General features: G+C 39.7%; 14 protein-coding genes. All 14 read right to left on the bottom strand.

Annotated elements, in window-relative coordinates; genetic code table 11:
• Positions 1-123 precede the first annotated feature (123 nt).
• The 14 genes from ACTJJQ_RS12955 to ACTJJQ_RS12890 all read right to left on the bottom strand — a co-directional run bounded on the left by ACTJJQ_RS12955 (position 124) and on the right by ACTJJQ_RS12890 (position 12,441).
• Positions 124-315, bottom strand: a complete 192-nt coding sequence (locus ACTJJQ_RS12955) for a hypothetical protein (protein WP_017366488.1) — start codon at positions 313-315, stop codon at positions 124-126.
• 23 nt (positions 316-338) lie between these two features.
• Positions 339-758, bottom strand: coding sequence for a TlpA family protein disulfide reductase (locus tag ACTJJQ_RS12950; protein ID WP_008343914.1), 420 nt, complete (start codon positions 756-758; stop codon positions 339-341).
• The gene (locus tag ACTJJQ_RS12945) at positions 758-1,273 is read right to left on the bottom strand and encodes a HEAT repeat domain-containing protein (protein WP_008343915.1); all 516 of its coding nucleotides are present in this window, start codon (positions 1,271-1,273) and stop codon (positions 758-760) included. Before ACTJJQ_RS12945 ends, ACTJJQ_RS12950 begins: the two co-directional genes overlap by 1 nt.
• Before the next feature lie 18 nt (positions 1,274-1,291).
• Positions 1,292-2,713 carry a sporulation killing factor system integral membrane protein gene (gene skfF / locus ACTJJQ_RS12940; RefSeq protein WP_282834036.1) on the bottom strand — a complete coding sequence of 474 codons (1,422 nt, stop codon included), beginning with the start codon at positions 2,711-2,713 and terminating at the stop codon, positions 1,292-1,294.
• Positions 2,706-3,428: an ABC transporter ATP-binding protein gene (locus ACTJJQ_RS12935; RefSeq protein ID WP_019744076.1), complete on the bottom strand. Its 723-nt coding sequence runs from the start codon at positions 3,426-3,428 to the stop codon at positions 2,706-2,708. Before ACTJJQ_RS12935 ends, skfF begins: the two co-directional genes overlap by 8 nt.
• A 217-nt stretch (positions 3,429-3,645) precedes the next feature.
• A complete protein-coding gene (locus ACTJJQ_RS12930; RefSeq protein WP_348936437.1) occupies positions 3,646-4,044 on the bottom strand; it encodes a RidA family protein in 399 nt (132 codons plus the stop codon).
• A gap of 126 nt (positions 4,045-4,170) precedes the next feature.
• Entirely contained in the window at positions 4,171-4,683 is a 513-nt protein-coding gene (locus ACTJJQ_RS12925; protein ID WP_440600260.1) for a PadR family transcriptional regulator, read from the bottom strand.
• A gap of 5 nt (positions 4,684-4,688) precedes the next feature.
• Positions 4,689-7,154 (bottom strand): ABC transporter permease, encoded by a 2,466-nt coding sequence (locus ACTJJQ_RS12920; RefSeq protein WP_440600259.1) that lies wholly within the window; start codon positions 7,152-7,154, stop codon positions 4,689-4,691.
• Positions 7,123-7,842 (bottom strand): ABC transporter ATP-binding protein, encoded by a 720-nt coding sequence (locus tag ACTJJQ_RS12915; RefSeq protein ID WP_017366481.1) that lies wholly within the window; start codon positions 7,840-7,842, stop codon positions 7,123-7,125. Before ACTJJQ_RS12915 ends, ACTJJQ_RS12920 begins: the two co-directional genes overlap by 32 nt.
• Positions 7,843-7,997: 155 nt before the next feature.
• Complete coding sequence (locus tag ACTJJQ_RS12910; RefSeq protein ID WP_440600258.1) at positions 7,998-8,762, bottom strand: ABC transporter permease; 765 nt, start codon at positions 8,760-8,762, stop codon at positions 7,998-8,000.
• Complete coding sequence (locus ACTJJQ_RS12905; RefSeq protein WP_440600257.1) at positions 8,759-9,676, bottom strand: ATP-binding cassette domain-containing protein; 918 nt, start codon at positions 9,674-9,676, stop codon at positions 8,759-8,761. Before ACTJJQ_RS12905 ends, ACTJJQ_RS12910 begins: the two co-directional genes overlap by 4 nt.
• 14 nt (positions 9,677-9,690) lie before the next feature.
• Positions 9,691-9,882 (bottom strand): PLD nuclease N-terminal domain-containing protein, encoded by a 192-nt coding sequence (locus ACTJJQ_RS12900; protein ID WP_003217265.1) that lies wholly within the window; start codon positions 9,880-9,882, stop codon positions 9,691-9,693.
• Between the two features lie 160 nt (positions 9,883-10,042).
• Entirely contained in the window at positions 10,043-10,399 is a 357-nt protein-coding gene (locus ACTJJQ_RS12895; RefSeq protein WP_335350637.1) for a DUF2200 domain-containing protein, read from the bottom strand.
• A gap of 866 nt (positions 10,400-11,265) precedes the next feature.
• A complete protein-coding gene (locus ACTJJQ_RS12890; protein ID WP_440600256.1) occupies positions 11,266-12,441 on the bottom strand; it encodes an aldolase in 1,176 nt (391 codons plus the stop codon).
• Positions 12,442-12,784: the final 343 nt, after the last annotated feature.

Here is a 12,784-nt window from a genome sequence, read left to right as displayed (position 1 = left end):
TAAAGCATATTTATCCTACCACACTTTTAAAAAATTGGATCTCATCCCCATGTGAAAAATCATGTTTTAAGGTAAATTTAATAAAAAAACCTAGAATTTATATTCTAGGTAACCTACTTATGATTAATGACTCTTTTCATCCTTCCAAAGCACACGCTTCACATAAAACAAAATCCCCAATCCAAACAAAATCAACGGCAACTCCCAGTCTGCAGAAACCGGCAGCCATGTCAACATCATGAGAATCAGCAAAACAGCTCCCACACCTGCATAAAAGACCACCGTTTTTTTTAATTCTTGGTTTGATTGAAACAAAACGCTCTCCTCCATAACTCTAATTATGATCGTTTTTCTAGTTTTTTTAATATTTTTTCCCAGCCGGTATCTCCCATTTTCCGATCAATTAATTGTCCCTCTTTATCTATGAGGCAAAAACTTGGCAATCCTTGAATTTTATATTTTGTGACAATCTCATAATCTTGATCCAACACAATGGGAGCAATGAGATTCTTTTCCTCCGCATATTTCGAAACAACCTCTATCGATTTTTCTTCTTCCGTATATGGAACATGGACACAGGTTAAATGGATACTCAACTGATCCACACTATGTAGAATGTGGTCGGTTAATTCTTCACAATGCGGACAGTTAACTGACCAAAAATAAAGAAGCTGAGTATGCTCTTCAGGTAAACACCGCTGATGTGAAGAATGAATCCAAGGAAGGTGCTCAGGCCATTTAAGTATTTGCGTTTCCACTACTCATCCCCCTTTTCTTTTAATTGAAAAGCGATGATTTTTCCTAGTGCCTCTTCTGCGGCAAAAGGGGCCACATTTCCTGATGGATTCTCTTGTTCCTGTTTTAGGCACTCGTACATATTTTTTTCGATTTTTGATGGGTCAATCCAAGAGATGCACCACGATGCCCAAAAACAAGTAGGACCCTCATAACGCTTTGCCAAAGACAGAAGAAATGGCAAACTAGGCTGACCAATTCTCATGAGTGAGATCGCAGCCGCCATTCTTGTCTCCTCTTCTTCACTTTCTAACAGTTTAGCAAGAGCTTCTGCTGCATCCCCTGCATCTGCTCCAAATTCACCAAGAACCGCTGCTGCAATATTTCGCAAAGAACCCTCTTCTTTTAAGGCTTCAACAAGCACTGGCACTGCCTCTTTTCCTGATTTCCTTAATTCCCCCATGGCTTGAACGATTGTTACTTCATTCGTATTGACTAAACGTTGAACCGATTGGGATAGCTTATCTTCTGGTTTCATGACAATCAACTCCTCTTTTTAATGAGTCCCACGGCATCGATAACAAATCACATAACATACACATCCAGCAAATACACATGTCATCGTTGTAAACCAGCCCTCAGTGAACAGATGAATCCCAATGATGACCGCAGCACTTATGACAGATCCGATGAGCAATGATCGATAATAGATGCCCAAAGAAAGACTCGCTTCTCGTCTCAAAGGCTGCGTAAAGGCAAAGAGCCGTATGGTCAAAAACCAAATATAAACCCCTACCCCATAAATGGCCCAATACAATACATCATGAATCTCTAACAAGATAAGAGAAATCAAGTAGACACCATACAACCAAAAGGTTTGACACACTTCCAATAGAAGAATTTTTTGATATAAAGCACCCGGAAAAAGATACAGCAATCCCGTTTGCCCGTGTCTTACAATCCCAGCGTAATATGAACTGAGCAGGACAGATGCACCAATGACCAGAAAGAATAGAGTCAACCAATCTGAAAAATAAGAACTGACGACATAATAAGTACCGATCAACAGCATGGTAGATAACAGATGGAAGGTAGCATACTTTTTGATCATCAATATTTCTAGCCAAAGGAAAGCCCAGATGCCCGTTAATGTTGAAAGCCCCCACCACGTCTTGCTTTTCTTTGGACTTATTGGATTTGCATGAACCTGTTTCCCCTCAAATTCCTCCCAAAATGCCGCCTCTTTGACTAACGACTCCATCATCTCTATACGATGACTCGACCTGTACATCATCATGAAAGATAAAATCATCATTCCAAGTAATATCAATACAGAAATGAATGAAAACTCCACTATCATGCGTCCGACTTGATACATAAAAGAAGCAGATATCTCCATCATTGATGACTGTTTCAATATCAATTGATTCATAATAAGCAATGAAAGACAACCAAACATCAGTATAAAACCAATGAAGAGCACTCGCTTATATACTTGAATGGTTCTTGCACAAGATACCGCAATCATCCATGTTTCGATCATACATAACAGCGCTGTTAACAGGAGTGATTTACCAAGTAGAAAAAAGTACTGCTTCGTTAAACAAAGAAGGAGGATATCAGCCATCACAGCAGAAACAATGAGAAGAGCACATCGCCAAAAAATGTGATATACCCATACACTCATCACAACCGTCCATAAGGAAGCACCACTTCCATACAACCACATGATATCGTTCATCTGACTAGGCAATCGATTCGAAAACAAACCAAAGCCAGTATAAAGAACAAATAAAACGACAATGAACCATCCAGCTGTACTCGCATTCCAATCGCCCATACTTGAGACTGCGCTCAGCTGAAAACCAATGGCAGCAATCATAAGCAGCAAGATCAAAAAGGGCATTTTCTTTTCTTGATTTTTACTGATCAAGCGCCTTTGGGATTTCATCCATAAAAGGGAAAGCGTGTTATTCACTAGACCACTCCCCTAGAAGTTGAATGACTTCTGCCCGCCACTTCATTTGTTCTTCCTGCCGCTTAGGAACAGCGATACTTTTCATGATGGCACCGTCTCGAATCAATATCACCCTACTAGCCGTATCAAGAACAAACTCTAGACTATGAGTGGACACAAGAACCGAACCACCTTGAAGACTCTTCTGTATCAGCCAATCTGACAACCATTGTTTCGAAGGGATGTCTAACCCAACAGTCGGCTCATCTAAAATAAAAAGGGAGGCATCTTGCACAATGGCCCCTGCTAAGACGACACGCTGTTTTTGACCTCTTGAAAGCCTTCCGCACAATTCGTTCATCTTCATTTCGATATGTACTTCTTTCAACGCCTCAAATACCTTTTCTTTGATCTGTTTTAAACCTTTATGATAGCCTCTTGCACGAAATTGAACATGTTCAGCAACCGTTAAATCTGGGTACAAATATGGCTGATCTGGAATAAGAGCTACTTGTTTTTGGACATGGGAATGACCAGGAGGAAATCCCTCTATGAGTATTTCCCCTTGATCAGGTTGATAGAGACCTGTTAAACATCGAATGGTTGTCGTCTTCCCCGCACCATTAGGCCCAAGCAGTGCCACAACCTCCCCTGCTTCAATAGAAAATGAAAGGCCCTCTATCCCATCACCATTGCTATATCGTTTGCTTACATTCTGAACCTCCATGAATGGCATCAAATCTCTCCCTTTTATTAGAGTGATGTATGCTGATCTATGGTGTTTTTACGGTGGAATGTAAATGTAATTAGACCCACTTATCATTTACCACAATATTACCATATTGGGTATAAAAGGGTAAGAGAATTATAATCATTTAAAATACTAAAAGATAACAAAACAAAAAAGATTGGGCATCAATCATCCCAACCTTTTATCTATTAAATAAACCAATTCAAACCGAATCCATATCCCGACAAGCCCATGCATCCACCTCAACCTTTAAAGCAGGTGAAGCCAAAGCCACCACATAAATCATCGTCATACAAGGCAGGTGATCCCCTAAAAACTGACCCATGATTTGTTTTCTACTCTCAGCATCAAACTCCCCTACTAAATAGAACACAAGCTTCGTTATATCTTCCACTTTCATATCTGCCGCTTCTACATTGCGTTTTACATTCTCTAACGCTAGCTCGAGCTGTTCCATCGGGCTCGCTGGGATGGTCCCATCGACTTCCATCCCCACTTGCCCTGATAAGGTTAACCACCGCTGTGGCCCTGTTGTCTCTATTTGATGGATGTACGGTGCAACTGGCGCATGAATGGTCTCAGGATTACGTGATGTTTTCATTGATCAAACCCCTTTTCTGAAAATACAATCAATTTCCACCTATCATACCAAACTTTCTTCCCATCCTATCTGCATATGCTCCGAACGAAGCCAAAAAAAAGACCTTTCTTCAAAAGAAAGACCTCTCTAAAATGATGACCCGCTCCGATGTTCAATTTGATGAATCCAATTCAAATCCGCCTCTAAATGAAGCAGCGTACCAGAAATCAATAAGTACCGACTCTCATCACCTTGCACAAGACATTCTGTTTTCAGCTTCGTGAGTTCCATCACATCTTTCATGATGACGGCTTTCTGCTGCTGAAGCATTTCTTTTTCTTGATGAAATCTGATTTTCCGTGCACAGCCCCATTTAAAGTGAAAATCATCCTTTGCAGCATGATATGGAACAGGTGCCAACAGCCATGATTCCAGCTCTTGTCTGCCTTCTTCCGTCACGTCGTACAACTTTCGATCTTGGTCATCTATTCCCACTGCTGTCACCAATTGATCACGAATTAACCGATCAAGCGTCGTGTAGATTTGACCCGGGTTGATTTTTCCTTTTATTCCGAGCAATGCCTCCAGCTCTAGCTTTAATTCATATCCATGATGTTGCTGCTGACAGAGCGATGTTAAAATTCCGTATTTCACTGACATATGATTTAACCTTCTTTGAGAGATGATATCATCTCTATTTTACTCGCTGTCGCACTAGAAATCCACGAAGCCACTAAACTGAGCGCAATTCCTGCAATCACTGCCAGCAACACATGCACAAATGGCAGCTGAAATGAAACAAATCCACCGAGCCAATCAGATTGGCTTGAGACATATAGAAGAATCACACCAAATAAAATGCCGCCAATCACACCTGATAACCCAATGAGCACACCTTCTCCGACGATCATTTTTCTCACCTGCTGCTTTGTCAGCCCAAGCGCTCGCATGGTGCCAATCTCAGATGTACGTTCAAGCGTATTCATCAGCAGTGTATTGGCTGTTCCAATGCTCGCGAGCCCCATAATGAAAATGAGCATCATAGAAATTAACTCGTTCATACCAGTTAAAGCCGATGTCGTTGATTCAATCTCATCCTCTACTGTTTTCACCTTTGAAAGCCGCTGCCCAAAGTCTTCCCATAGCTGATCTCGTAAAGACTCGCCGGCACCTTTGTCTTTTAACGTAAGCAGGATATCATGGGGCTGCATCCACCCTAAATCCTCTTGTAAAAATGTCTGATCGACAAATGCCACATAACCCGAATGATGAGAAGTCTTGACCACATCAATGACTTGTAACTGCTGCCGGCCAGAAGGTGCATTGAGATACACACTCTCTCCAATACGCCCACCCCATTCATCAAACGCACGCTCTCCTAACACGATAGAAGGCGTTTCTGATAATCGTTGATACAAATCGCCTTTATTGTCACCTTCTATAAAAGAAGGTCCTTTCTCATCCACACCGATGATAGAAAATTGTCTTTTCTCTCCATGGGCCGTTTCCCATGTCAAAGGAGCCGCTTCCATCATCGGTTCCACCCGCTCAACAGACTTATAGGATGACAGCTTTTCTTGATCCGCTTTCGTCCATGGCGCTTCAGAGGTAACCCTGAGATCACCGCCGTACGTTTGACGAATCTCTTTTTCGTAGCCGTCTGGAGCCGATTCAATGACCGCACTTAAAAGCAAGATCACAGAAATCCCAACAGCTAGAATCGCCGCCGTATTGGCATTTCGATTCAGTTGCTGCGTGACATGCTGCGAGGATAGATGGCCCGGGTAACCAAAGACAAACTTCAAAAGAGGCGCAGACAACCGGTTCAAAAAGAGCAGAAAAAATGGGAATAACAGAACCATGCTGGCTAAAATGCCAAGATAAGCAGCCGGATGATCCACCCATACAAATGAAAGCAAGCCTATCCCTATCACCGCTCTAATGACCGATTGTTTTTTCAGTGTAGAAGTTTGGGTAGTGGATTTTAAAGTCAGTAGCACAGACGTTTTCCCTGCATGATAGATCGGAAATAACGAAAACAGCACAGGGAACACAATACCAATGATCACTGAAATTACAACAGGCACTTGCCAATCTAACGAATACACCATATCAAAAGCGAACACACCAAGCAGTGTTTGCATGAACACATCTCCAAGCCAAACGCCAATCGGCACCCCAATGGCTGTTCCAATACATGCCAAGATCAAAACCTCAATCAACATCAGCTTTGAAACAGAGCCCTGCGTATAACCAAAGCTCTTCATAATCGCAAATTCCTTTTTCCGTTCCATCACACTCGTATAAATCATATTAAACACAATAAAACCACTCATAAACATCGACAGCCCTGCGATGAGGTAAAAGAACGTGTACAACCCGCCAATGTCATTACTTTGCCGGTCATCCGCCACCACAGGCTGGACAAAAACATCGGCATCCTTGAACTCTTTCTGTAAAGATTGAAAGAGCTGCTCTCCGCCATCATTCGTCTTAAATCTCATATAAGAAAGCTGATGATCGAGTCCCGTCCAGTCTCTCAATAAATCAAGCGGCGCCATCACACGAAAACTCGATGATTCTGCACCCTCCCAGTCACTTGGACTTGAAAGCAGCTGTGTATATTCCACAATGGCAGATACCTTCGCTTCGCCCAAATCAGAAAAACGAATGGTATCTCCCACTTTTTTATTCAGCAGCTTCGCCACAACATCTGGTATGACCAACCCCTGATTATCCAAACGCCCTTCAATCACAGGCAGCTTCAGTAAAGAGCTCGTTTGATCTTGTACTCCGGTAATTCGCACCGCCCGTTGGTTAAGAGAGTGATCACCTTCTACATCAAAAAACGTCTGTTTATCCAGCGCTAATAATGATCCTGTCACATCAGGATGCTTTAAAATGGAGGAGATCTGTTCCTCATCATACGTATGATCATCACTCAACACCCAATAATCTGCATCAGCTACATACATTTGCTCATAGTAATGAAACACATCATTTGTCGTTCGATCGGCAATGAGCATCGACGTGACAAAAGCAATTCCCACCATGATGCCTAAGACAGAAATGGCGAACCGCTTTTTATGCTGAATCATGTTACGCCATGAAATTCGCCACATACTGAGCATAATCATCATCCTTTCTAGAGATCACTTGATCAATAACACCGTCTTTAAAAAGGATGATTCGATCCGCAAATCCTGCTGCGAAAATATCATGCGTCACCATGATAATCGTCTGCTTGCTTTCTCGATTGAACTTGCACATTAACGCCAAAATATCCTCCGCTCTATGCCGGTCCAAGTTCCCCGTCGGCTCATCTGCTAACAACACTGACGGCTGATTGACTAGAGCTCTTGCAATCGCTACACGCTGCTGCTGCCCGCCGCTCAGCAAACTAGCCCGTTTCCGCCCAAGTCCATTCAAGCCAACAGCCTCTAACAGCTCTACAACCGTCTGTTGATTCTCCTTTGTTAAACGTCCATCTGCATGCAGCGGAAACGCCACATTTTCTTCGACAGTTAATGTAGGCAGCAGCTGATAATTTTGAAACACAAACCCAATCTGTTTTCTGCGGAAAATCGTTCTCTCTTTCTCATTCATCTCACTTAACTGATGTTCATTTATCAAAATCTCTCCATCTGAAGGCAGATCAAGCCCGCCTAACAGCTGAAGTAATGTACTTTTTCCAGAACCACTCGGTCCCATCACCGCTACAAACTCCCCTTCTTCTACCGTCAAATCAACGCCCCTCAACACCTCAGTCCGCTCTTGACCTTGAAAAAATTCCTTCTTCACATTCTTGATCTGAATCATCTGCAAACTCCTCCCATCCCTTTACGGAGTAATTATATACTAAGTATATATTATTTCAACATTTAAATCATGATAATATGTATTCACATCTTATTTATTACTTACTAAATACATAAAAAACCCTTTAGATTTTCATATCCAAAGGGTACACCATGCTATAATTCTTTTTTTCTAAAAAGAAACCATCCGATGAGAAAAAAGAAACCAATCAATACCGATACACCTAGAAAGCTTGTAAGTGCCTGATCCGAATAAGCCCCTCTATGAATCATCTCCTCAGCTGCACTTGTGACGCCTTTAGGTGCAAACTTCCCTAATGTATCCTCATAAAACGAAGGAACGGTAAACAAGATGAGGTTGATCAAAAGGGAAACGCCGCCCGCAGTCACTGAGCGCTTAAAGAATGCCGATGCACAAATGGTCGACACCACAATGAGCAATAGGTTCGGATAATACAAAAGCGTTCCTTTTAACACATTGACCCAATCCACATGCCCAAATTGAATGTCCACATAATAAACGGAAGCTAGCACCGCCACTATCAAACTAAACAAAGTTAAACAGGCATAGGCGCATAGTTTCGAGGCATAATAACTCATTCGACTGATCGGTTTCACCATAATCATCGCCGTCACCCCAGAGGCACGCTCTCCAGCAATCGTCCCCATCACGATCATAATGAGGATAAACACACCGAGCGAGTCAAATTTACTCAATGCACTGGCTAAAGCTTCTCCAGCACTAGGCTCTGGTATATAAAATGTAGACCCTTCAGGTAAATTAGCCGATTTCGATAAAAGATCCGGCAGCATTTTGAGCGTAATAGGCTGCGTAATCATTAAAATCGTGAAAGTGATCGGCACAAATAAGATTTTATAACTAGTGAATAACTCCCTAAATTCCTTTTTCAACATCATCATGCTGTCACAACCTTCATGAAAATATCTTCAAGCGTCAGCTTAGATAGTCGATAATGGAGAAGAACACCGCCAGTTTCAGTGATGAGAGCCGGCAGTTCCTTCAATGCCGTTTGTTGATTGTTGACTCGCACCTGATAAGCGTCTCCTGTCTCCATGCATTCCTCCACCCAATCCCGTTCTTTTAACAAAGCCACTAGTTTCGGATTCTGTTGTTCTAATTGAAATTCAATCACGGGCTGGATATAGTCTTCTTTGAGCTGTTTCATCGAAGAGGACATCTCAATTTTGCCGTTGTTGATCATGATAATATGATCCGCCACACGTTCAATGTCATCTAAAATATGGGTCGACATAAAGATCTGCATCTCATGCTTTAGACGCTCAATCAAAGTCAGGACGTCTTTTCTCCCCATGGGATCAAGTGCCGACACAGGCTCATCTAGGATCAGAACCTGTGGGCTATTGATCAGCGCCTGTGCAATGGCAAGCCTCTGCTTCATGCCTCCACTATAGCTGCCAATAACGCGATCCTTCGCCTCATACACACGGCAAAGCTTCAACAGCTCCTCTGTTTTGGAACGAATGATGTTTTTCTCTAAATGAAATAACCCGCCAACCCAATGCATCCACTCCTGCCCCGTCATATCTTGATAAAATGCAGGATGCTGAGGACAGTACCCAATCACCTGACTGATTTGATCCATGTCCTTTGTGACATCAAAACCTGCCACCTTCACAATGCCAGACGTAGGACGAGCAAGCCCCGTCAAAATCCGGATCGTCGTTGTCTTTCCCGCTCCATTGGCTCCTAAAAAGCCAACACATCCAACCTCCCCAACAGAAAACGAGACATCTTTTAACACTTCATGCCGTCCATACGATTTCGTCAGCCCGTAACACTCCAAGATATTCAAGCGAATCCCCCCTACTAAGATTGTTTACGACCAAAAATGAAATACGCAATAGGACCGGCACTCGCCACAAACACAATCACCAAAGCCCAAACCCACTTCACTTCTCCCCTAATCCTCGATGGATCTCTTTTCAGCAAATCAAACAAACCAATCACCATTAAAATCGCTTGCAGCAAAATAAGAGGTAAAATCATCTTCATATCCATCCACGCCACTCCTTTTTCAAAAACCAATTTGTTTTGGTATTACTTCTTTTGACGACATGAAGAGAGAATTCGTTCAAATGGATTTTATTTTTATCAATCGAATGGTCTATAAATATAAAAAAATCCAGTGAAGGTTATTCACTGGGCTTGCTTGTGATGTTCATGACGAATCTCGCAAAATCTTTTCCATTTTCTTTCCCTTAGCTAACTCATCAATCAGCTTATCTAGATACCGAATGTTTTTCATCGTTTCTTCCTCAATGTCCTCTACTCTAACACCACAGATGACTCCTTTGATTAAACTGCGGGAAGGATGAAGCTCAGGAGCCTCATCAAAAAAGGCTTCAATGTCTATCTGCTTATCCAACTGCTCCTGTAACTCTGCGGGACTGTACCCCGTTAACCAACAAATAATCGTATCGACTTCAGCTTTCGTTCGTCCCTTTCTCTCTGCCTTTGCGATGTAGAGAGGATAGACTTTTGCGAAACTCATTGTGTAGATTTTAGGTTTTGTCATGCATCTGCTTCTATTTCTTTTTTAAATATTCAAGCTGTATTGACTTCTCTAGGCGCCGCTCTCTTAGTATACCTATTCCCTTTTTATTACCTACATTTTTTTGAAAGTCCTATATATAAGAAATTGAACAAGACAAAATCCAAGGAATACACAAATTGGCCCTTCAATCGTCGCAGGACCGCCAATCAACAAATAGGAGCTAATAAACAAGGCAATATAAACGATCAAGAAAAAAACAATTCCCCATTTTTCTTTTTTTAAGTATCGAACAAAAATGACATCTCCCCCTTTAAAAACTATCTATATTTTGAAAAGAAAACAAGCTTCAAATATTATACGAATTATTATAACCTGTTAATAAAAGATCACTACACTACCAATTTTGTATCATAATGGTTCTTTTGACACAAAATACACTTTTATACAATTATATATAAATGGAATTAAAAACACGATTTATAGAAGAAACCCACGCGTTTTAAATAATAATTAAGCAAAATGTAAGTGGGTTTAATTTTAATAGTGTTAAATTTTTATAAAAAGATTGATTATTTTTTAACTATAGTCTAATAAATTAAAATACATTTCATATACCATTGGGCTCAAATATATTAACTTTAGCAGGTTGATATAATTCATCTAATAGAATACTTATTCCACTTAAACGTTCTAACGATGTAAAAACCTAGCGAGTGAACGACGTAATAAGTATTATTTATTTAGCTTCTTACTCATTATTTCAATCGTTGTTTCAAACTCTCCTTCAAAGATAGCATCTTATCATCCTGTATTTTTATTAATTTTTTACATCTATTAGATTAGACTGAATAATTATTTAAATAATCCTTTTTTCATTTCATCTAAATTTATAGGCACGTTACATAATCTCTTGCCGCACAATCTGTACAATGAAAGGCTGTATGCATTACGAAAAAATTATGTATAGCGTTTTGGGGTAAATTTCTATAACTATTACCTTTTGTAGATAAAGCTCCTGAAGAAAAGTTAATCGTACTCCAATCAGCTATTTTAAATTTCCCAGCGTGCCCTCCATGATGAGGTACAACTAATTCATATGGCTTTGGTCTAAATGTAGAAAAAACACTGTTGTAAATTTGAGGATAATGATGATCACCTGTTAAAACAGCTACTTTTCTAACACCTTCTACTACAAGTAAAATACCGCTTTGATTAATATTACTTCCATCACATGAACGAAACAATTCAAATTGGCCCAACTTACCTTGAGAAATTAAATCTATCGAACGCCCTCTTTTAAATGCTGGCAAAAGAATATTTATAGGAATTTTTAAACTTCTCAATCTTGATATTGTTTTTCGTAATTGAATAGTGTTGGGCATTTTAGAAGGGACAGTTATATTTTTCATTAAACTTAGCTGTGAACTATCCATGTCTAGAATTGCTCTATAATGATCTAAATCCCAATGGCTAATTACTCCAATAAAATTCTGTTTAAAAGATATTCTAGATAATATTGATTGCATTTCCTTATCAGTAAATTTCACATCTCCTCCCAAATCATAAATTAACCAGAAATCCTCCGACTTTATCTCATTCCAATTTCCACATCCTACATTTCGTACAATTAATTCTAAATTACCTATTTCATCTGTTACTTCTCTTAGATCACTATAAAATTTAGAATCTTTAAACTCGACTATACGTTCTTCTGTTGTATTAATATACAAATTTTCTTTAGTCCTATATCGCTGCACATCTAAAAAAGCACTGTCCCTGTGTTCTAATTCTGCTATTACTCTAGAGTTTTCAGTATGTTCATTTACTAACTCAAATACCCTAAAGAATTCTTCAGGCAAGTCATACCAATACCCAGATTTAAATCCTTTATAACTTTCAAATTTTAAATTTGAAAGTACTAATAACGTTTGATTAGAATCCTCATATGTTAATTTAAACATATCAGAAACCACTTCTAAATCCTTAATTAAACTAAAATCTAGTATAATTTCGTATGAATTAGTTTTTTTATTAAATAAAATTTTTTCGCAATATAAATGCATTCTTATGCCTCCTTAGACTTAGAAATAAAATTCCAACATCGAATTCTTAATGTACTTTTTCTTTTAAAAGCATGTGAACATGTTGTTTATTTTTTGTAGCCTTCTTCGCTAACTCTGATCATGGCAATACTTGCTGAGAGGATTTACTTTTTCTTATTCTACTCCAATTACCCATTAAATACCAACAACTTCTCGGTTACTAACCTTTTGAAATTATTGTATTATACCTCTACTTGATTTTCTTCAAATACATTTTTGATAATCATAGATTAATTATTTGATGGAATATCACCAATAATCCACGGTTCTATAACCTCTACATACAAACTTTCAATCATATCCT

Source organism: Bacillus sp. 22483 (assembly GCF_052044605.1).
Lineage (GTDB): Bacteria > Bacillota > Bacilli > Bacillales > Bacillaceae > Bacillus > Bacillus altitudinis.
The sequence above is the reverse complement of the archived record's forward strand: the minus strand, read 5'-3'. Positions and strand labels throughout refer to the sequence as shown.